A 20,389-nucleotide genomic window follows, 5' to 3' on the forward strand; every position below is an offset into this window, starting at 1 on the left:
ACGCGTCGTCGGCGGGTGGCATGCACAATTTGATTCATGATGGTGCGGCGGAGATCTCGATTCCGCTCGGTCGCCGTGATCGTCCTCCTGGTCGCCGTGGCGCTCGTCGTCGTCATCGGCGCGGTCGGCTATCAACTCTTCAACCGCGAACACCAGGATGCGCTGCGCCCGGCCGACGCGATCGTCGTGCTCGGTGGTGAACACGATGGTCGCGAGGACTACGGGCTGCGTCTGGCCGACGAAGGCTACGCGGACACCGTCCTGATCTCGGACCCGTACCGCCCGTACAACCCGTGGGACAAGAAACAGATGGATCGCGTCTGCAATGCGGGTACGCGAGCCGTCGAAGTGATCTGCTTCGTGCCCGCCCCGTCGACGACGCAGGGCGAGGCAATGTTCGTGCAACGTCTGGCCGAACAACGTGGGTGGCAATCAGTCATCGTGATCAGTTGGCGCTACCACATGGTGCGGGCTCGTTACATCTTCGGACAATGCTTCGACGGTGCGGTCGTGATGCGCAGCGTTCCCCGCGACTACTCACGTCCGCTGCGGCAGTGGGTCTATCAGTACGCGTATCAATACGGCGGACTGGTCAAGGCCGCGGTGATCGGGTGCGACAAGTGAGGATGGGCGCGGCCCTTCGTGACGCTCGCTAACTCGCTCCTCAAGGATCGAGACGACGCGAGTTGCCGGCTCCGGTCCGGAATCTGCAATCCGTCGTTGACCTGCGGTGTCGTCGAACGTTCACGGTGAGGACATCGGCGAGTGGGGTGAGCGACCCTAGACTCTGACCGTCTCCCGACCGGGAGCTCGGACGAAAGGAATCGCCGGTGACCATCGCAGTGCGTCGGGGCGCGCCAGTGTCATTGCGGGATCGGATCTCTCGCTCATTCATCACCCAGGTGTCGGTCGCGCTGGTCGCGATCGCCGCGGTCGTCGGACTCACCCACTCGAGTCCGTTGTCGCAGCCGGCGCACGCCGCACCGTCGGGCCCCATCGCGGCATTCGGCAAGGTCACCGCAACGGCGATCAAGGCGAAGGGTGCGGTCGTCTCCGTGAACGCCGGCACCTTCGTGCTCGACCAGACCACGGGCGCGGTGCAGCTGGTGGACGCCGCGGGTGACGTCGCGGCGGAGTTCGTCCCGAAGGTCGTCGTCGACGGGGTGGTCCAGCCGTTGTCGGCGACCATCACCAATGCCGGAAAGTCGGTGTCGTTTTTGTCCGACAACGCCATCCGAGTCGGCGCGAACATCGCGGCGTTCACGGCGAATCAGGTCGGCAACGCCGCTCAGCGGTGCGTGTCGTCAGGGTTGATGCCCGCGCTGACCGCGGCCGTGGTGGGCGCGATCACCGCGGGAGTCGCAGGGTTCTTCGCGGGCGGCTTCGGCGCGGTGCCGGGTGCCGTCGGCGGAGCTGTCCTGACCGGGTTCTCCGGCTTCGGCGCGGCGTGCCTCACGGCGGCCGCGAAGGGCGTCGTCGAGGACACCCTGAACGGGGAGATCCCGAAACAGATCGTCGAGATCCCGTTCGGCTGAGGCCGGCTCGAGGAAGGCCTGACATAAGGGTCACCGCTGGCGGGTCGATGACGGGATAATCCGGACATCGGCACACCAGCGGTGACGCTCATGTCGGCGCGCAGGGGAGAGTCCGCCCTACCCGCCCGAGCAGATCAGGTCAGGCGCGACGTGAGGGCTGGGAGCGCGGGGTGAGGTAGCGGACGGTGCGGTCGCGGCGCACGGAATCGACCGACCGGCACGCCGGCTGCCCGGTCTGCGCAACCGGGGCGACCTGGGCCACCTGGCCCGGGTGGCCGACCGGGGCGACCGGCGCGACGCGCTCGGAACCCACGGCCATCGGCATCGCCGACGGTGCGGGCGGCGCGACGGGAACGTCCGCGACGGGGGTGGCGGCGAGGTTTCCGCCGACGCTCTGCGCGATCTGGTTGAGGGTGATGTACCCGTCTTCGATGGCGCGGATCAGGAGCGCGATCTTGGTGGCCGCGGGCCGGCCGGCGTCGTCGTATTTGGCGCGGATACGCGCCAGATGCGTGTTCACCGTGGCATCACTGATGAACAGCGCCGCCGCTGCTTCCTTCTTGGAGTCGCAGATCAGCCACTGCGTCAGCACCTCGACCTCGCGGTCACTCAACATGTCGTTCTCCTCGCGTCTGCGCCGTGAGTGAGACCCGACCAGCTCACCACGACCTACCGGAACCATACGGAGGGGTACCGACAACGGACAGACGCGACTTTTCGGGGTCCCAACGCGGGTGCCCCGCATTCTGGGGGCACCGTTAGCGGCGCGAAATACCTATGTGTAGGAACGGATCACGCCGAAGCGGTCGATCTCCGAACGTACACTCGACCCGTCCGTGCGTCGATGCAGCACAGATGCCGCGATCGGCCGGTCCGGCGGCGACACACGCACGTAGATCTGGCCTTCGTCCGCCTCGTCGAGCACGTCGGAGGCCAGCCCGCTGACCGCCGACGCCACGCGCGGCTCGATCGCGGGGACGCCGCCGTTCCCGCTCTGGGTGGCGCCGGAGTCGTCGATGAACACCACCTCGACGCCCTGGGTCCGCGCCCGGTAGGCAGGCCCGTCGAGATCGAGCGTCGACATCAGCGGCGCGCGCAACCGGTCACGCAGATGCGCCTCCAGCAACGCGCACTCGGTGCGTTCGTCCTCCGACAACTCCTGCCCGGTCGCGATGCGCTCCAGCATCGGGCGGGCCAGAGTGTCGAGGAACCGGACCTGATGTGCGCGTTCTTCTGCGGCCGCGGCTTCTGCCGACAACTGGGCCACCTGGCTTGTCGTCCTCGCCCGCAAGGCGAACACCGCCCGCGCCGTGGGCCGCAGGGTGAACGAGAAGAGTGTCGCCATCGTCAGCGGCGCGGCGTCGATCGCGACGATCGCCGCGCTCTCGACGACGGAGTGACCGACGAGGTACCCCCACACCCCGAACACGATCGCCTCACCGACGAGCCCCGCCCACGGCGCGATCTGTCGACCGCGCACACACATGAAGCAGTACACCGCGATCGCACCGCCGTGAATCCAGGTGGCGCTGACCGAGGCCGCCGCCGCGCCCGGGGTGACCGCCAGCGCGCAGATGCAGGCGAGCGGGCCGGAGAACGTCAGCACCACCGTCGTGCCCGTCGGTAGTGGATCTCCGGGTACCAGGACGATCGACACCGCCGACGCCGACAGGATGAGGCCAGCGACGATCATCGGCCAGACATGGGTCACGTCGTCGACGACGTAGGCGATCATGATCCACGTCGACGCGAGGAATGTGGCGAGAACGAGCCATGCGCCCGGTTGACGCATCCCGAGGAGATCGCGAACGTCCTCGCGCGGCACTCCCCCGACCTTGGCGCGCGTCATGCCGACCACTCCACCGACACCAACGTGCCGCTGCCCGGCGACGAGTCGATCACCGCGGTCCCGCCGCACACCTTGGCCATCCGGCCGCGGATGCTCACCGCGATCCCGAGACGCGTCGCCGATACCTGTGACGGATCGAATCCGACCCCGTTGTCGGCGATGTCGGCCCGCAACGACGTCGCGGTCGCGGTGATCGTCACCTCCACCACGGCGTCCGGCCCGGCGTGGCGCAGACTGTTGCGGAGCGCCTCGGCCGTGGCCGTCGAGATCGCCGACACCGCACCGCTGGGATAGAGCACCTCCGGCTCCCCGTCGACGACGGTGACATGCTGCGCCGGATCGATGAGCCCGACCGCGGCCCGGATCTGCCCGATCGCGTCGAAAGCGCCGACCGAGTGTCGTACGTCCCCTGCTGCGGCCTGATCGACGGCGGCCAGAGCCGTTCGCGCATTCTGCGCCAACTCTTTCGACGCCCCCTGTCGGGAGGCCAGCAACAGCGTCGACATCACGTTGTCATGGGTGAGGGCGTCGAACCGGCTGCGTTCCGCGGAACGCGCGTTGGCGGCCGCGGCGGCCGCTGTGGCGGTGTACGCCTGCGCTCGCGTCGTGTCGAGGATGGCGGCGGTCCGGATGGCCATCACGGCTGCGGAGACGAAGATCAGCGAGAAGGCGATCGACCAGGCGATGTCGGCGACGAGTGGTCCGTTGAACTCCGGCGTCCGGATCTCGTGGCTGATCAGAATGGTGATGGCACTGACGATTCCGAGGTAGGCGAAGGCGAACACCGCACGGAAGGCCAATGCCGCGGCGATCGCGGCGAGACCCGGGAACTGGGAGAACCAGATGCCGCTGACGGCATCGATCTGCTGTCCGTTCCAGCCGAACCGCCACAGCGCGAGCGCGACGACGAAGCCCGCAGCGGCCGTCGCCGCCGCGATCTGAATCCGCCGGACACTCGCGCCCCAACTCACCGGACCGAGCGCGACGCCGGTGCCGAAGATCAGGACGACCGCCGAGACCGTCCACCACGTGTCCATGACATCCAGTGAGTCGACGAGCATCGGCGCGGTCATCACCGCGTAGGCGAGGTAGCCGACGGCGACGAAGACCGACATCAGCCGCAGGATCTGCCGTCCCGCCTGTTCGTCGCGCTCGTCGTGAACGCCGTTCAACGGCGAAAACGCCGTGGGATGGGCAGCCATCCGTCCTCTATCGCCCGCTTGTAGAGATCGGTCTTGGTCGGTGCCGGCCTCCCGGCGGTGTTGTAGCGGCCGCGGATGCGGTTGACGTAGTCGGTGACGGTCTCCGCGGAGATGTCGAGCTCCTTGGCGACCCGCGCCGACGACTCCCCGGCCGCGTACAGCTCGAGCACTCGCCGCAGCTGCGGCGACAGGTCGACGAAACCCGGGTCGGAATCGATCGCGGCAGCCCAGTCGATGCTCGGCACGGTGTCACCGGAGAGCGCCTGACGCATGGCGCCGAGCAACTCCTCTTCGCGGGCGTTCTTGCGCACGACACCCATCACACCCGCGCTGGCCGCCTGCCGGACCATGTACATCTCGTCGCCGGAGGTGTAGACGAGGGTCGGGATGCCTGCCTGTTGGAGGGTCTCGATGTTGGTGATCGGTGACGTGCCGTCGCCGAGTCGCAGGTCGAGCAGCACCAGGTCGAGATCGGTCGCGGTGGCGAGCAGGGCCTTGACGGTCTCGGCTCCCGCGACCAACTCCATGTCCGTCTGCTCCGCGAGCGTGGCTCGCAACCCTCGGACGATCTGTTCGTGGTCATCCACCACCCCTATGCGCCACACGCGGCCGGGCACCTCGGTCATGGCATCAATCATCGCCGATGACGGATCGCGGTGAGACGCAAACCTGCGTCGATCCCACCGGCCGAAGCCGAGTCGACGCGCAGATGTCATCGCGGCCATGCCGCCAGTATGCGATGTATCTGCAGGTCAGCGGTATCGTCCGACTGCGTGAACGTGTGGGCGAGCGACCTGTGGGGGCATCCGCTGAACGGTCGACGACGCCACACAGTCATCGCGGCGGCCGCTGCCCAGGGCGGGTGTCCGCCGGTCGCAGCGCCCACCCGGGCACCCAGTGCGTGACCTTCTCCTGGCGGTCCTTCGCGGTGATGGTGTAGCTGACGCGGCCGTACCACTCACCCCACTCCGACCGCGCCCACGCGGTGAGCACGCCGAGGTGGACCGACCGGATCTGCAGACCATCAGGGAAGTACTCGCCGCTGTGATGTGGGGTCTGGGGATAGAGCGCGTTGAGGTCGATGAGCACCGCCTTGTGCCCGACCGGAAAGTACACCGGTCGGCGTGGCTGGCCGCTGTCGCCGCCGATCCACTGCATGCCCACACTCGAACACTAGTTCGAGTGTGGGCATCCGGACAAGCCGGGTACGTGGACGGAGCCGAGGTGCGCTACCTGCACTGTGATCGACGCCCGGCCGGCGCGCGTCGAGCGACGGATGCCCGTCGTCGGCGGACGTCAATGGCGATGGGATGATGACGAGTTCCGTTGCACTGGACGGTTTTTGACATCGTTCACGGATTGCCTGGTCGATAACCGAAACTCTGTGGCACGTACCCGATCTGGGGACAGGAATTCGTCACCGATGTCCTGCGTGGTGGGGACCCCGAACCACTTGTCCCCAGGACAGGGACGAGTAGCGGATCGAATCCCTTTCACGTGGTTGACAACTCGCAATCGCGTACGACGCTACGCGTGTCAGGAGCCGCGGTCTGGTCGATCGTTGTCGATGTGCCCACGACACGGGGGCCACATCGACGAAAGGACCGACATGGATCGCAAACAGAAGGCACTGACCGCGAGCACCATCGCCGTACTCACCATCCCGGTCGCCGCCACGCTCATCGGGACCGGTGGCGGAACGGCGGGTGCCGCGACCGCGCTGGGGCCGGCGACGAACTCGTGCGCAGGTGACGGGACGGCCTCGGCGCCGGTAGGGGTACCGGGTGGGGTGTTCATCCCGGATGCGGGCACTACGTCGAAGTATGCGAACAGCGTGAAGGTCGCATCGTTCGGCACCGGAAGCCTCGACGGCGATTTCGCCGCGAAGACCGTCCCCGGTGGGATCGAGGTCGAGACCCGCGGCGTCGGACTGGGCACGCTGAGCGGCGCGTACGAGAAGTACGTTCCGGGCAACGGATATGTCAACTGCCAGGTCAACGGCACATTCCTCCTCTCCTGACCCGCGCGATCCGCGGATGCAGGTGACGACACGACGGCGGGCGCCGGCCAGAAGCCGACGCCCGCGGTCGTGTGATGGTGTGGATCGTTTCGCCGGATCCCGGTCCGACGACGTCGACGATCGACCACCGTCGTCAGGGTGTGATCACGCGTCGATCACACACCGGCCTCGACGTCGGGCAGGCTTGCCCACACGGCGGCCCTGAGGTCGTCGGCCGTGGTGGCCGACTCGATCAGGGCACGCGAGGCGTCGTCGTCGGCGTCGATGATCCCGAGCAACAGATACTCGGCGCGCAGTCGGCGATCGCCGCGCTCACGCGCGATCTCGATCGCCCGGCCGAACGCGTCACGGGTGGCGGCGCCGAAGCGCGGGCGGGATCCGCGCCCGCGAGGCCCGCGGCGACCACGACCCGGTTCCCACGGGCCGTCGTCCCAGCCGAAGGGTCCGCGAGGACCGAAACCGCCTGGGCCGGGGCCGAATCCGCCGGGACCGAAGCCCTGGGGGGCGGGACCTTCGGGACCGAAGCCCTCGGGGCCGGGACCCTCGGGACCCCAACCCGGGCCGAACCCTGGACCCCAGCCTTCCGGCCGAGATCCGCGGCCTCGGTGCGGGCCGTGCCCGTGTCGATGTCCACGCCCGCGACCGTGGCCGCGGCCTTCGCCCCGACCACGCCGTCCGGGACCACGCTCCGGCCGTTCGGCCCAGCCGTCGGACAGGTCTTCGCCGAAGCGCCCCCGAACGGCGTCACGGACCTTGTCGAGATCGATTCCGATGCTGCGCAGAGCATCTCGATCCTCTTCGTAACGTTGCTGCGCCGACTCGTCGTCGGTTGCCGCAGAATCGTCTCCATCGTCGTCTCGCTCGGCATGGAACTTCTCGACCACGTCCCGGGCCGAGGCCAGGGTCAATCCCTGTTCGCCGAGGAGGCTGAACAGCGGACTCCGGGCGTTGCACAGCATGCCCAGGATGAGGTGGTCGTTACCGAGCTGCCGGTGACCGAGGTCGCCGGCCTCCTGCGTGGCGAATGCCAGCAGCATCTTGTCGTCGCGGTTGATTCGCTCAAACATCTTTCTTGTCTCCTTCTGGCCCGCTCGCACGAGCCTCACGGTGTGAATGTTTCTGGTGCACGGCCTGGCGGCTGATCTGCAGAATCTCGGCGATCGCCTGCCAACTCCAACCGTTGGCGCGGGCGTTGGCGACCTGGACGTCCTCGAGTCGGTCGGCCAGTGTGCGCAGCGCTCGGACCGCGGCCAGCCCCCGTGCGGGGTCGCTGCTCGCGGCGTTTCCCGCGAGGTCGGCGCTCGAAGCGTCGTCATGTGCCGTATCGGTCGTCTGTTCGTCGTGCATGGTGTCAGGTTATGTTGACATCGAGAGGTTGTCAAGAATTATTGACGACGAGATCTGGGGATACTTCCGGACTTGTCCACAGGTGGTCGTCGAACCCCCTGATGGTCGAGGCCTGGTCGCGACACTGTGCGGATGAAATACATCGGGGTGCACAGGTTCGCAGAACTGATCGACGGCGGGATGACCCGCAAAGAGATCCGCCGCCAGCTCGCGGACGGAGAGCTCGTGCTGCTGCGCCACGACTGGTACGCGAACAAGCGCGCGGACACGACCACCTGCGAGGTCGTTCGCGCGGGAGGTGTCGTCGGCTGCCTGACCGCGCTGAGGTACCGGAAGGTGTGGGTGCCCGGGTCGTCGACGACGATCCACCGGCGCGGGAACTCCCGAGCCCACCGTGCGCCGAGCAAGATCACCTACTGTCGGCAGTACGGGCGACCGGAACCCGAGTACGGCGCCGTCGACGAGGTCCCCATCGCGTTCCGCCACGCTGTCCGGTGCCTCGACGGCGAAGAGCTTGTCGCCGTGTGTGATTCGATCGCCAACCAGAAGCTGATGACCATCGATGAGATGCGGTCCGAGATGAGGTCCGCGCCGAAATCCAAGCAGCGTCTGCTCGACAAGTGCGATGCGCGCGCCCAGTCGGGTACGGAGACCATGACCCGCCTGCGGCTACGAGCGCGGCGTCTCAAGGTGCGGGTGCAGGTCAAGATCTCGGGACTCGGTCATGTGGACCTCGTCGTCGGCGACCGGCTCATCATCGAGGTCGACAGCGAGGAGTACCACCGCACGAAGGAGCAGTACGAGGAGGATCGGCGCCGCGACCGACGCGCAGCCGAATTGGGTTACATCACACTGCGATTCACCTACTCCGCGGTGACCACGGGTTGGGAGGCCGCCGAGGAACAAGTGCTCACGATCGTCCGTGAAGGCCGTCACCTCTGGCCTCGCAAGCGGAAGCCGAAAGCCGTGGCGTCGGTTCAACCGACACCAGGATCACCGCTGGTGGATGGATGACTGGATAATCCAGACAAGCGCACACCAGCGGTGACACTCACGCCAGACCCGCCAACCACACCCCACCCCGGGCCGGCCCGGCCCGACACCAGCATCACCGCCGGTGGATGGATAACTGGATAATCCAGACATACGCACACCAACGGTGACGCTCTCGCCGGACCAGACGGCGGCTACTCGTCGAGGATCGACTCGCTGATATTCATCCGGGACGCGCGCATGGCCGGCACCAGGGCACCGACGATACAGAGGGCACAGGCCACGCCGACGAACAACAGTGTCGTCGGGCGCGGTGAGTAGGCGATCTCGATCGAGGTCGTCGCGGAGAGGATCTTGTCGGAGAGATAGTGCAGTGCGCTGCCCAGGACCAGGCCGACCGCCGAGCCGATGAGGGCGACGCCGGCCGCCTCCGACACCACCATCCGCGACACGAAACGACGCGAGGCGCCCATCGCTCGGAGCACGCCGATCTCCCGACGGCGCTCGATCACCGACAGCAGCAAGGTGTTCAACAGCGCGACCGCCGCGGCCAGGGCGACGATCCACTGGATCGCGACGGTGAACGCGCCGGCCTGCTGCGCCTGCGCCTGCGCGGCCTCGAGCGCCTCGGTGCCCGACTCGACGTGGACCTCTTGCCCACCCGCCGACGGATTGGCCGCGGCTATCGCCTCGAGTCTCGCCCGGATCTGTGCCTGATCGGCGGCCGGATCGGTCGAGATCTGCAGGTAGGTGTCGGCGGGACGGTCGAACCAGTCCGACAGCAGGGTGTTCGACATCGCCGCGGTCCCCGAGCCCATCGAGATGTAGTTCACGATCTCGCGGACGACGATCTCCCGGGTTCCGCTCGGAGTTGCCAGACGCAGGGTGTCCCCGGTCCCGACATCGAGTGTGCGGGCGAGCACGTTGGACAGAAGAATTCCGTCGCCGGACAGAACCTGTTGCAGCGCTTGCGGACTCGCCTTCTTCACGAACGGGGCCAACGATCCGGGCTCGAGACCCTGCACGTACACCTTGGCATCACCGACATTGATCCCGGCCCATTGTGTGCCGACGACCGCCGTCACGCCGGGAATCTTCTCCACCTCGGGCTTGATCGCCGACGACAACGCCGGGCCCGTCGGCAGACCGCCGCCGACGTCGGTGGCCACGTAGAAGTCCGGATCGGCCAGTCCGTCAAGAGAATTCGAGATCGATCCGACGAGGTTGTCGAGAGCACCCGACGTGCCCATGCCGACGGCCACCGCAACCGCGACGGTCATGAGAGTGGCCCAGGCGCGACGCGGAGCCCGCTCGGTGTTGACCGCGGCGAGCTGCCCTGGACCGCGGAACCGTCGAGTGAGCATCACGACCAACGCGACGAGCTGGGCGGTCAGCGCGTAACACAGCAGTAGACCGCCGACGGCGTAGACGGCGCCGGCCAGGATTGCGGGCCTGCCGGGCACCGTCGTCGCCACGAACCAGGACGCGACGAGCAGTGCCACACCGACGATCCCGGAGATCCACACCGCCCGGCCGGGTTTCGCCGAACTGTCGTCGACCTCGCCGGCGATCATGGCCTCCACCGGCGACACCGCGAACACCGATCGAGCGGCCAGCGACGTCGCGGCGACACAGGCCAGCACACACGCACCGACCGCGACGACGGGGGCGTACCCCGGGAGGTGATAGCTCACGACGGTGGCCATCGAGTCGGCGCCGGCCTCCGGGATGCGCCCGATCGCCCATCGTCCGGCCAGGATGCCGATCGGCAGTCCGATGAGTCCGCCGACGAGCCCGAACAGCGCCGACTCCCCCAGCAGGTCCCCGACGAGGTGTCCGCGCTTGGCGCCGAGCGCGCGCATCATCGCCAGCGACTGCCGCCGGGACGCGACCGCCATGTTCATGGTGTTGAACACCAGGAATCCCGCGATGACGAGCGAGATCAGCGAGACCAGCAGCGTGGCGTCGCGGGTCACCGAACCCGCAACCTCCGCCTGCTTGGCCCGGAATTCGGGATCGACGACGGCGGCCCGCCCGTCGACCACCGTGGACACCTGGGATTTCAGTTGCGGGATGTCGACGCCGGGCTTGGCCACGATGAGAATCGAGTCGACCTTGCCTTCACGCGCGACGAGCTTCTGCGCGAGACCGAGGTAGGCGAAGACGAAGTTGCCGTTGTTGAGCGCGGCCCCCTGATCCCCGTCGATCACCGAGATCACCCGGACCGGAACACCATTGAGGGTGATCTCCTGTCCCTTGCGCAGCCCGGTCCCGGCACCCGCGACGATGCCGTCCTCGAGGTCGGCCTGATTGATACCTGACGATCCGGACTGCTCTTGGGACACCGCCTTCTGCAGTTCGCCGGACAGGGCGGTGACCCGGAAGTCCGAGCCCAGCAACGCGATTCTGCGGTCGCCGATCACCACGGAGTCACGGATCAGCGGCACCACCGACTTCGCGTCCGGCACATCGCCGCGGATGTCGCCGGCGATCTGGGCGTCGATGCCGGAATCGGCGATCGCGGTCACCTCGACCTGCGCGGTCCCGGAGATCGCGGCGTTGACCTGCCGGACGGACTCGGTCAGCGACCCGTAGAGGCCGAGTACCGAGATCAGCAGCGCCGATGCGACCACGACGACGAGCAGCGAGGTGGTCACCCGCAGCCGGTGTGTCCGGATCTCCCGGAGGTTGAGGATGCGGACGCGCGAGAACACGGCGACGACAGAGCGGATCGGGCCGGTCCGCCTCGACAACGACCTCGACGACGGTTCGCTCACGCGATCTTCCCGTCGCGCACCGTGATCGTGGTGTCGGCGACGGACGCGGCGTGCGGATCGTGCGTCACCATCACCACGAGTCGGTTCGGCGTGTCATGGGCCACCTCGGACAGCAGCTCGAGGACGGAGTCGCCGGTCTTGGAGTCCAGGTTCCCGGTCGGTTCGTCGGCCAGCAGGATGGTCGGGTCCATGATCAGCGATCGCGCGATCGCGACGCGTTGCATCTGTCCGCCGGAGAGCTCCGACGGGCGGTGGTCGACGCGGGCGCCGAGTCCGACCCGCTCGAGGAGCTCGACGGCACGCGGTTTCGCCTTGCGCAGCGACTGACTGTCGAGCAGCCGGGGCAGAGCGACGTTCTCCCATGCGGACATCGTCGGCACGAGATTGAAGAACTGGAAGACGAACCCGACGCGATGTCGCCGGAAGGCAGAGGCCTGCTCGTCGTCGAGGGAACCGAGGTCGACGCCGTCGACACTGATGGTCCCCGACGTCGGTGCGTCGAGCGCACCCAGAACGTGCAGCAGGGTGCTCTTGCCCGCACCCGACGGGCCGACGACCGAGGCGAACTGGCCGCCGTCGAGGGTCAGGTCGAGGCCGTCGAGCGCCCGTACGAGTTGATCGCCCATCTGGTACTCGCGCACCAGATCAACGGCTTTGACCAGCGGTTCACCCACGACATCGCCCACAGCGAGATCGTAGCCGACGCCGCTGAGGTCACCCTAAGTGGCGGGCCCTTCGTGACACTCGCAAGCTCGCTCCTCAGGGACCGACGGGGACGCTCGGGTCACCCGGCAGGAGCGGTCCACCGTCCGGTCGCGAAGAACTCGTCGAGCACGGCGGTCGGCTCGCTCAGGTCGAATCCCTGCGCGGCGATCCAGTCGTCGTCGAAATATGTTCCGGTGTAACGGTCGCCGGGATCGCACAGCAGCGTGACGACGCTGCCGGGATTGCGTTCGGACGCCATCCCGGAGACCAGTTGCAGTGCACCCCAGAGATTGGTGCCGGTCGATCCGCCGACCCGTCGTCCGAGCCGTTCGCTGATGTAACGCGCGGTGGCGATCGACGCCTCGTCGGGGACCCCGATCATCTTGTCGATCACCTGGGAGACGAAGGAGGGCTCGACCCGCGGCCGGCCGATCCCCTCGATTCGCGACCCGATCTCGGAGGTCAGCGTTCCGTCGGCGGACTCGTAGGCGGGCAGGAACACCGAGTTCTGGGGATCGACCACCGCCAGCCACGTCGGGTGGCGCCGGTATCGGAGGTATCGGCCCAGGGTCGCCGACGTGCCGCCGGTACCCGCGCCGACGACGAGCCAGGTCGGGATCGGATGCTCCTCCTCGGCCATCTGGGCGAAGATCGACTCGGCGATGTTGTTGTTGCCGCGCCAGTCGGTGGCACGTTCGGCCATCGTGAACTGATCGATGAAGTGGCCGTCGAGCTCGGCCTCGAGCCGGAGCGCCTCCGCGTACACGTCTCCGGGGCGGTCGACGAAATGACAACGGCCACCTTGCCGTTCGATCAAGGCCGTCTTCGACGGCGACGTGCTCGACGCCATCACCGCGATGAACGGCACGCCGATCAACTGCGCGAAGTAGGCCTCACTGACCGCAGTCGACCCCGACGACGCCTCGATGACGGTCGTGCCCTCGGTGATCCACCCGTTGCACAGGGCGTAGAGAAACAACGAACGGGCCAGGCGATGCTTCAGTGAACCGGTCGGATGCGTGCTCTCGTCCTTGAGGTACAGGTCGACGCCGGTCTCGCGGCCGTCGACCGTCCAGCGCGACCACGCCGGGAGCGTGACCAGATGCAGGTGGGTGTCGGCGCTGCGTCGACCGTCCGCCTCGATCAGTCGGACGGCGTTCTCCGACCACGAGCGGTCGGCGCGGTGGTCGACGATCCTGGTCGGTTGCATCCTCGCCTCAGTCCGACTGCCCGCGCAGCCGCGACTGCAGGTCGTCGTGTCGCTTCTTGCGGGAGTCGTCGACCGCGGCGATCTGCCGGTTCACGCGCAGTCGCAGCGACTTGAACAGCACCAGACCGAGGGGCAGCGCGATCAGCACACCGAACACCGCGGCGACGAGCAGCGGTACCTCGACCCCGAACAATGCACCCACGCCCATGATGATCGCGGCGACGACGACGACGAGAGCCAGCCGCGCCAGCGTGTACAGCGCCACCGACAGGGCGACGCTGCCTGCAGTGGCTTCCTTCTCTTCACTCACGGCTATCAGGGTACTGCCGCACCCGGAAGTGGACCGCAGAGCCGTCGCGGCCCCGGAATTCGCACATTCGAGACGATCAGGGCGCCCGAATTGCGGCCTTTGCACTCTCTTTACCAATTGCTGACCGTTCGAGTACCTGGGTGTTCGGCGTGTATCCATGAACTCGCGCCCCGATTTTTCATCGTTGCAGCGGAGATGAGAGGAACTCACGTGACCATCGCCGATACCGTCCACCCGGGCATCATCACTCCCGGCCTCGCGAGCCAGCACACCCTGACCCCCGGGCAGGTGGCCGCCATGTTCAACGTCAACCCGAAGACCGTCGCCCGCTGGGCGAGCTCCGGGCTGCTCGGTTCGATCCGCACCCCGGGCGGTCATCGTCGCTTCCGCGAGTCCGACGTCGTCGAACTGCTGAACCGCCGCACCCACTGACCGGGGTCGACCCCGCCGCATGGCAACCTCACGTACGCTGGTTTACGGGAGGTTGCCATGACGTTTCTGTTCGCCGTAATCGGCATCGCCGCGATCGGTTTCCTGTTGTGGCGCGCCTTCGGCCCCCAGCTCAAGGACTCCGAGAACCGCGACGACGGGCCGACACGCAAGCCGTCGGGACCTGTTGGCCCAGACGATGATCCGGACTTCCTGCTCGACCTCGATCGCCGCACCCGCGGGCCCAACGGCGCTGACGGCGAGGACGCCTGAGCGGAATCGCGCGCGGGCTGCCCTTCGTGACGCTCGCAAGCTCGCTCCTCAGGGACCGGGTGACGCTCGCAAGCTCGCTCCTCAGGGACCGGGTGACGCTCGCAAGCTCGCTCCGTTTGCCTGCGATCCCTGAGGAACGGAGCGCCAGCGGAGTGTCTCGAAGGGTGGCGCTCCTCGTCGCCGGCCCGCATGAAAGCCACGTGAGGGCGACGGAAAGTGGATTATCCACTTGTCGGCTCTCTGAGGTGATCCTGATGCGCACCCGGCGCGAGCGGATCCAGCAGCACGACGACCCTACCGAGAGGTAGGGTAATCTCTCTTCATCACCCGGAGCCGTCCTGCAGGGGACGGCCGGCGAAAGGTGTGGGAGATCAGCGAATCATGCGGGGATGATCGCCGTTGACAACGGGTGAAGAACGCCCTCTGTCGGCGTCGGATGACGACACCAGCTTTGCCGAGAAGCTGGGCTACCTCTTCGAACACTCGCGGGACGAGAACGGACTCCCGTACACCGGGAAGAAGATCGCGGAACGGGCCAACGGGCTGGGCTATTCGCTGTCGGACGCCTACATCTCGCAACTGCGCACCGGCAAGGCCCGGACGCCGTCGTTCCGGACGGTCGAGGCGATCGCGCGGGCATTCGAGGTGAGCGTCACGTACTTCCTGTCCAATCCGGACGAGGATCTCGATCGGGTGCGCCAGCAGCGCGACTACGTGGAGATGCTCGCGACGACCGGGACCCACCTGTCGGGAATCGACGTCCGCGCGATCTGCCCGGACACCATCGACGTCCTCATCGACCTACTGAAGGTGGTCAAGGCGCAGGCGTTGGACAACAAGTCCGTCGCGCCGCGCGAGGGGGATCAGAGTCCCGCGTAGGAGTGCAGCCCGGACACCACCAGGTTGATGATGAACAGGTTGAACAGCAGCGCGACGAAGCCCGCCACGTTGATCCAGGCGGCGGCGTTGTTGCGCCATCCGGCCGTCGCGCGGGCGTGCAGGTAGGCGGCGTAGATCACCCAGGCGATGAACGACACCGTCTCCTTGGGGTCCCAGCCCCAGAAGCGACCCCACGCCGACTCGGCCCAGATGGCACCACAGATCACGCCGAGACCGAACAGCGGGAACCCGAACACGACGCACTTGTAGGCGAGACGATCGAGGGTGTCCGCCGACGGGATTCGATCGACGACCCGGCGCACTCCGGCGACGAACCCACCTCCGACGGCAGCGGTGTCCTCGCTCTCCGGACGACCCCAGCGCATCTTCGCCAGATACAGCAGGCTGGCCACACCGGACACCAGCAGCACACCCGACGAGATCGAGATGATCGACACGTGGATGGCCAGCCAGTACGACTTCAGGGCCGGCACGACCGGCGCGGCCTGGGTGTAGAGCCAGCGACCGCCGATGAACATCAGCAGCGCGACCGGCAGCAGCACGAACGAGAGCAGCGGACGATGCTCAGGCTTGCGCAGCACCACCAGACCCGCGACGACGCAAGCAGCACAGGTCAGCGAGATGAACTCGTACATGTTGCCCCAGGGGGCACGGTCGGTGGCCATACCGCGCAGGACGATCGAGGCGACATGGGCGATCAGGCCGACGATGACGACCGGGTAGGCCATGTTGCCCAGACGCTCACCGAGGCTGCGGCGCGGGGTCTGCCCGACGCGGCCGGGCGCGCGGTCGTCGACGGTGACCGATGCGCCACCGGCCGTCACCAATTGCGCCGCCGCCAGCTTCCGGCTGCGGGCGCCGGCGAGCGCGGCGAGGAACAACACCATCGCCAGTACGTAGATGGTGATGGCGGTACCGAAGAGAAGATCGGAGTATCGCGCCAGCGTCTCGTCGACGTGTATCGAGCCGGTGTTCATCGCACCCGTCCCTCCAGTTGTCTGCTGCGGTCGCTACAGTCGCCGTCGTCGTGACGGACGCGCTGCATCCGGATCGTTCGGGTCGAGCACCAGGCCGCGGGCCTGCTCCTCGAAGCCTTCGCCCCAGCCCGCCTGATCAGTCCGCGCCAGACCGGCAATTTCTACTACAGTACGTCGTTCGCCCGGGCCATCGGAAACCGATGTCGTCACCGGTACCAGCCGAGCCCAGATCCGACGCCGACGGATGAGCAACGACACGAGCAGTCCACCGAGCATGACGATCGACGACACGAGCACCCAGATCTGCGCCGGATCGTGCGACACCTGCACCGACACCCAGCGGTCGTAGCCGTCGAACCGCACCGAGGTGCCGTCGGGCAGGGCGTGTGTCTGCCCCTGCGCCAGGTTGACCTGGGCGCGCTGCTGCAGACGTCCCTGCTGGATCAGCCCCTGATCCAGCGAGTAGGCGTTCTGGGGTTTGCCGGTGTCGAGCCCGGTGTCACCCTCGTAGATGCGGATGGCGACGTACGGATCCTTCGGCTCCGGCGACGACGACAGCAGCAGCGTCCCGTGGAAGGCCGCCGTCGGCGCGAACAGACCCTCGAGCGCGATCTGGTGTGAGCGACGTTCGTCCTCGTTCGGGTACAGCCCCGCAGGTGTGTCGAACCGCGCCGCGCCCGACGACATCATCGTCTGCATGTCGTCCGGGATGAACAGCACGGTCTGCGACCGCTGCTGGCCGTTGGGGAACGTGACGGTGAACTTCGGGGCGAACCCGTTGCCGAGCACGTAAACGCGGTCGCCCGCGACGCGAAGCGGCTCGTTCACCCGGATCGTCGCCTGCTTCCAGGTCGACGAGTCCGACGACGTCGTGCCCTCGGTGTACCGCGTCTTCGCGGTGTACATGTCGGGCTGGCCGTTGGGCAGGAAGCTCGCATCGAACTGATCGACGCGGAAACAGAACGGCGCCAGATCGGTTCCGTCGACGAGGTTGCCGGCGCGGAAGGAGTCATAGACCGCGGTCGAGGTGTTGCACAGACCCTGCTCACCGTCGGCGACCAGGCTGCGGGTTCCCTCGTAGCCGTAGAGCTTGCCGACGGCGATCGACACGAGCAGCGCCAGCAACGCGAAGTGGAAGACCAGGTTGCCGAATTCGCGCAGATAGCCCTTCTCCGCGGACACCTCGACGGCCCCGTCCGGGTAGGCCTTCGACGGCGGGCGAACCGTCGTCGTCCGACGCCATCCGCGCAGATTCGTCGAGATCCGCTCGGCGACCTCGTCCGGCGTGCCGTCGACCTCCTGCGTGACATGCCGCGGCAGACGCCCCAGATTACGCGGCGCGGCAACGGGTTTGGCGCGCAGACTGTGGAAGTGTTCGATCATCCGCGGCGTGAGGCAGCCGACGAGCGACACGAACAGCAGGACATAGATCGCGGTGAACCAGGTGCTGGAGAAGACGTCGAACAGTTGCAGACGGTCCATGGTCTGGCCGATCCAGCCGTGGTCGTCGATGTAGGTGAGCGTCTTCTGCTCGTTCAGCGACCGCTGCGGGAGCAAAGCGCCGGGGATGGCGGCCAACGCCAGCAGGAACAGCAGGATCAGGGCCGTCCGCATCGAGGTCAGCGACCGCCACAGGTTGCGGGCGGGCCAGAGGACGCGGCGGACGAACCAGTGGGGTCGCGACGGGCCGGGGCCCGGGTCCGTCATCGGTTCAGGGGCGACGTCGGTGTCGGTCATACGGGTAACTCCGTGTCGGTGATGAAGGCGTCACGGACCCAGACGATGAACTGATCCCACAGCCCGGTCACCAATGCCACGCCGACGGCGATGAGCATGATCCCGCCGAAGACCTGGATCGCGCGGGCGTGATCGCGCAGCCAGCCGAGGCTGCGCAACGCCCACGCCGACGAGAACGCCAGGATGACGAACGGGATGCCGAGACCGGCACAGTAGGCCACGATCAGCGCGACACCCTTGGCCGCGGTGGCACCCTCGGTGCCGCTCGCGGTCGCGATGACCGCGGCGAGGGTCGGTCCGAGACACGGCGTCCAGCCCAGCGCGAACACCGCGCCGAGCAGAGGAGCGCCGACGATGTTGGAGACGTTGCGCGGGGCGAACCGGAACTCGTGCTGCATCATCGGCACCAGGCCGATGAACACCAGGCCCATCACGATGGTGACCACACCGCCGATACGTTGCAGCAGTTCACGATTCACCACGAAGGTGCTGGTGATGCCGAGGACCGTCGCGGTCGCCGCGACGAAGACGACGGTGAAGCCGAGCACGAACAACGCGGCCGCCACGGCGACGCGGGAACGCCCCCGCTTGGCCGACTCCCCGACGTTGACCGCCGGAGCCTCCGCGCCGACGAGGCCCGCGAGGTACGAGAGATAGCCGGGGACCAGCGGGACGACACAGGGCGAGGCGAACGACACCAGTCCGGCGACCACACATGCGGCCAGTGCCAGCAGCAGCGGTCCGCTGGACACCGTGGTGGCGAAGGTCTCGCCGACGGCGGCCTGCGGGGTGAGGTCGACCATCGCCGCGACGGTGGTCATCGTCGAGGTCATGGCTGCCCCGGGGCCGGGGTCGACGCCGAGGCCGGGCTCGTGGCGGCGGGAGATTCGGCGGCGACGCGACGGACCGCGGCGTCGAGTTCCTCGGCGGTGACCGCCTTCAGGTACACCGCCGCTGGCTGATGCCGGCGATCGAGGATGACGGTCGTCGGCACCACGGCCGTCGGAGTGGTCAACGCCGAGAGGGTTATGCCGTCGAAGTCGTAGATGGACGGGAAGCCGACGTTGCGGTCGGCGACGAAGTCCTTGGCGGAGTCGCGGTCGTCACGCAGATTGATGCCGACGAACTCCACGCCGAGATCCTTGGTCTGCTCGTAGACCTGTTCGAGGTCGTCGGCCTCGCCCCGGCACGGCCCGCACCACGAACCCCAGACGTTGACGACGACGACCTTGTCGCGGAAGCGTTCGTCGGACAGCGACAGCGGCGCATCGGTGACGAGGTCCGGCCCCGCCAAGTCGGCGATCTTCTTGCGGTCGGCGACCGGGTAGGTGATGACGGTCTGGCCGCCGGGTGACACGAACTGGAAGGTGTCCCCCTGCGCCACCGCGTCGTCGCCGGTACCGCAGCCGCTGATCACACCGACCAGGGCCGCCAACACCGTCAGCAGCAGAGAAACCTTGCGCACGCTCGTCCTATCGCACCGGGATGATGATCACGCCCCGGTCGCGAGCGGATCCGAGGACCCCGCCGGTTCGGAGTAGATGATGTCGACGAGGGCGTCCCCCTCGTAGATGAGGCTGGTCACCGAGGCCAGCGAACACTGCCGACGACGCGGGTCGTGCCACAGGCGCTGGCCCTCGAGGAAGCGGCGCAGGGTGTACACCGGCAGCTGGTGGCTCACGCAGACCGCCTCGTGCCCGCGGGCGGCGTCGCGCGCCTTGTTGGCCGCCGCCAGCATGCGGTGGGCCAGCTGGATGTAGGGCTCGCCCCAGGACGGGGTGAACGGATCGCGCATCTTGGGCCAGTGCCGGGGCTTGCTCAGCGCGCCGTCGCCGACGGAGACCTTGAGGCCCTCGAAAACGTTGTCGGCCTCGATGAGCTCGTCATCGGTGACGATCGACAGACCGTGCGCGGACGCGATCGGTGTCGCGGTCTCCTGCGCACGCTGCAGCGGCGACGCGAACACGGCCGTGATGTCGTGGTCGGCGAGGGTATCGGCGACCTTGCGGGCCTGCGCCCGACCGTTCTCCGACAGCCGGAAGCCGGGCAGCCGGCCGTACAGGATGCCGTCGGGGTTGTGCACCTCGCCATGGCGCATCATGTGGACGATCGTGTTGGTCACCTG

Annotated in this window: 23 protein-coding genes; 7 read left to right on the plus strand and 16 right to left on the minus strand. The window is 67.5% G+C overall.

The genetic code is table 11. The annotated features are described in order from the left end of the window. Positions 1-36: 36 nt before the first annotated feature. Together EEB19_RS14145 and EEB19_RS14150 are read left to right on the plus strand one after the other, a co-directional pair. On the plus strand, positions 37-624 hold the full coding sequence (locus EEB19_RS14145; protein WP_262365663.1) for a YdcF family protein: 588 nt from the start codon (positions 37-39) through the stop codon (positions 622-624). Positions 625-830: 206 nt separating this feature from the next. Beyond that, on the plus strand, positions 831-1,535 hold the full coding sequence (locus tag EEB19_RS14150; RefSeq protein ID WP_187587274.1) for a hypothetical protein: 705 nt from the start codon (positions 831-833) through the stop codon (positions 1,533-1,535). A 139-nt stretch (positions 1,536-1,674) separates the two neighbouring features. Here EEB19_RS14150 and EEB19_RS27130 read toward each other — a convergent pair whose 3' ends face one another. The 5 genes from EEB19_RS27130 to EEB19_RS14175 all read right to left on the minus strand — a co-directional run bounded on the left by EEB19_RS27130 (position 1,675) and on the right by EEB19_RS14175 (position 5,744). Then, positions 1,675-2,151, minus strand: a complete 477-nt coding sequence (locus EEB19_RS27130) for a LuxR C-terminal-related transcriptional regulator (RefSeq protein WP_316245472.1) — start codon at positions 2,149-2,151, stop codon at positions 1,675-1,677. A 159-nt stretch (positions 2,152-2,310) separates the two neighbouring features. Further along, positions 2,311-3,384, minus strand: coding sequence for a hypothetical protein (locus tag EEB19_RS14160; protein WP_187587278.1), 1,074 nt, complete (start codon positions 3,382-3,384; stop codon positions 2,311-2,313). Next, the gene (locus EEB19_RS14165; RefSeq protein ID WP_262365664.1) at positions 3,381-4,586 is read right to left on the minus strand and encodes a sensor histidine kinase; all 1,206 of its coding nucleotides are present in this window, start codon (positions 4,584-4,586) and stop codon (positions 3,381-3,383) included. The genes EEB19_RS14160 and EEB19_RS14165 overlap by 4 nt, the downstream gene beginning before the upstream one ends. Next, positions 4,553-5,212 carry a response regulator gene (locus EEB19_RS14170; RefSeq protein ID WP_187587280.1) on the minus strand — a complete coding sequence of 220 codons (660 nt, stop codon included), beginning with the start codon at positions 5,210-5,212 and terminating at the stop codon, positions 4,553-4,555. Before EEB19_RS14170 ends, EEB19_RS14165 begins: the two co-directional genes overlap by 34 nt. Before the next feature lie 208 nt (positions 5,213-5,420). Further along, on the minus strand, positions 5,421-5,744 hold the full coding sequence (locus tag EEB19_RS14175) for a hypothetical protein (RefSeq protein WP_187587447.1): 324 nt from the start codon (positions 5,742-5,744) through the stop codon (positions 5,421-5,423). Between the two features lie 451 nt (positions 5,745-6,195). Between EEB19_RS14175 and EEB19_RS14180 the strand changes: the two genes are divergently transcribed. After that, complete coding sequence (locus EEB19_RS14180) at positions 6,196-6,606, plus strand: hypothetical protein (protein WP_187587282.1); 411 nt, start codon at positions 6,196-6,198, stop codon at positions 6,604-6,606. A 155-nt stretch (positions 6,607-6,761) separates the two neighbouring features. On the opposite strand, the gene EEB19_RS14185 is transcribed toward EEB19_RS14180, so the two are convergent. Together EEB19_RS14185 and EEB19_RS14190 are read right to left on the minus strand one after the other, a co-directional pair. Next, complete coding sequence (locus EEB19_RS14185; RefSeq protein WP_187587284.1) at positions 6,762-7,673, minus strand: Clp protease N-terminal domain-containing protein; 912 nt, start codon at positions 7,671-7,673, stop codon at positions 6,762-6,764. After that, positions 7,666-7,953, minus strand: coding sequence for a helix-turn-helix domain-containing protein (locus tag EEB19_RS14190; protein ID WP_187587286.1), 288 nt, complete (start codon positions 7,951-7,953; stop codon positions 7,666-7,668). The genes EEB19_RS14185 and EEB19_RS14190 overlap by 8 nt, the downstream gene beginning before the upstream one ends. Positions 7,954-8,085: 132 nt before the next feature. Here EEB19_RS14190 and EEB19_RS14195 point away from each other — a divergent pair, with 132 nt between their 5' ends. Further along, entirely contained in the window at positions 8,086-8,967 is an 882-nt protein-coding gene (locus EEB19_RS14195) for a DUF559 domain-containing protein (RefSeq protein ID WP_187587288.1), read from the plus strand. A 173-nt stretch (positions 8,968-9,140) separates the two neighbouring features. On the opposite strand, the gene EEB19_RS14200 is transcribed toward EEB19_RS14195, so the two are convergent. The 4 genes from EEB19_RS14200 to EEB19_RS14215 all read right to left on the minus strand — a co-directional run bounded on the left by EEB19_RS14200 (position 9,141) and on the right by EEB19_RS14215 (position 13,957). After that, a complete protein-coding gene (locus tag EEB19_RS14200) occupies positions 9,141-11,723 on the minus strand; it encodes an FtsX-like permease family protein (protein ID WP_262365665.1) in 2,583 nt (860 codons plus the stop codon). Beyond that, positions 11,720-12,349: an ABC transporter ATP-binding protein gene (locus tag EEB19_RS14205; RefSeq protein ID WP_262365673.1), complete on the minus strand. Its 630-nt coding sequence runs from the start codon at positions 12,347-12,349 to the stop codon at positions 11,720-11,722. The genes EEB19_RS14200 and EEB19_RS14205 overlap by 4 nt, the downstream gene beginning before the upstream one ends. A 158-nt stretch (positions 12,350-12,507) precedes the next feature. After that, complete coding sequence (locus EEB19_RS14210; RefSeq protein ID WP_187587293.1) at positions 12,508-13,638, minus strand: PLP-dependent cysteine synthase family protein; 1,131 nt, start codon at positions 13,636-13,638, stop codon at positions 12,508-12,510. A gap of 7 nt (positions 13,639-13,645) precedes the next feature. Beyond that, positions 13,646-13,957: a DUF4229 domain-containing protein gene (locus EEB19_RS14215; protein WP_262365674.1), complete on the minus strand. Its 312-nt coding sequence runs from the start codon at positions 13,955-13,957 to the stop codon at positions 13,646-13,648. Between the two features lie 186 nt (positions 13,958-14,143). Here EEB19_RS14215 and EEB19_RS14220 point away from each other — a divergent pair, with 186 nt between their 5' ends. The 3 genes from EEB19_RS14220 (at position 14,144) to EEB19_RS14230 (ending at position 15,529) form a co-directional block, all read left to right on the plus strand. Next, the gene (locus EEB19_RS14220) at positions 14,144-14,380 is read left to right on the plus strand and encodes a BldC family transcriptional regulator (RefSeq protein WP_187587297.1); all 237 of its coding nucleotides are present in this window, start codon (positions 14,144-14,146) and stop codon (positions 14,378-14,380) included. A gap of 57 nt (positions 14,381-14,437) precedes the next feature. Beyond that, on the plus strand, positions 14,438-14,650 hold the full coding sequence (locus EEB19_RS14225; protein ID WP_187587299.1) for a hypothetical protein: 213 nt from the start codon (positions 14,438-14,440) through the stop codon (positions 14,648-14,650). 399 nt (positions 14,651-15,049) lie between these two features. After that, positions 15,050-15,529 (plus strand): helix-turn-helix domain-containing protein, encoded by a 480-nt coding sequence (locus tag EEB19_RS14230; RefSeq protein ID WP_187587301.1) that lies wholly within the window; start codon positions 15,050-15,052, stop codon positions 15,527-15,529. On the opposite strand, the gene ccsB is transcribed toward EEB19_RS14230, so the two are convergent. From ccsB to EEB19_RS14255, 5 genes are read right to left on the minus strand one after another with little or no spacing between them, the layout of a single operon-like run. Beyond that, complete coding sequence (ccsB, locus tag EEB19_RS14235) at positions 15,514-16,527, minus strand: c-type cytochrome biogenesis protein CcsB (RefSeq protein ID WP_187587303.1); 1,014 nt, start codon at positions 16,525-16,527, stop codon at positions 15,514-15,516. The two genes, EEB19_RS14230 and ccsB, sit on opposite strands and share 16 nt — an antisense overlap. Before the next feature lie 33 nt (positions 16,528-16,560). Next, the gene (locus EEB19_RS14240; protein WP_187587305.1) at positions 16,561-18,264 is read right to left on the minus strand and encodes a cytochrome c biogenesis protein ResB; all 1,704 of its coding nucleotides are present in this window, start codon (positions 18,262-18,264) and stop codon (positions 16,561-16,563) included. Further along, positions 18,261-19,067 carry a cytochrome c biogenesis CcdA family protein gene (locus EEB19_RS14245; protein WP_187587451.1) on the minus strand — a complete coding sequence of 269 codons (807 nt, stop codon included), beginning with the start codon at positions 19,065-19,067 and terminating at the stop codon, positions 18,261-18,263. Before EEB19_RS14245 ends, EEB19_RS14240 begins: the two co-directional genes overlap by 4 nt. A gap of 26 nt (positions 19,068-19,093) precedes the next feature. Further along, on the minus strand, positions 19,094-19,729 hold the full coding sequence (locus tag EEB19_RS14250) for a TlpA disulfide reductase family protein (protein ID WP_187587307.1): 636 nt from the start codon (positions 19,727-19,729) through the stop codon (positions 19,094-19,096). A gap of 27 nt (positions 19,730-19,756) precedes the next feature. After that, on the minus strand, positions 19,757-20,365 hold the full coding sequence (locus EEB19_RS14255) for a histidine phosphatase family protein (RefSeq protein ID WP_187587453.1): 609 nt from the start codon (positions 20,363-20,365) through the stop codon (positions 19,757-19,759). Positions 20,366-20,389 lie beyond the last annotated feature (24 nt).

It is taken from the genome of Gordonia sp. OPL2 (genome assembly GCF_003797825.1).
GTDB lineage: Bacteria > Actinomycetota > Actinomycetes > Mycobacteriales > Mycobacteriaceae > Gordonia.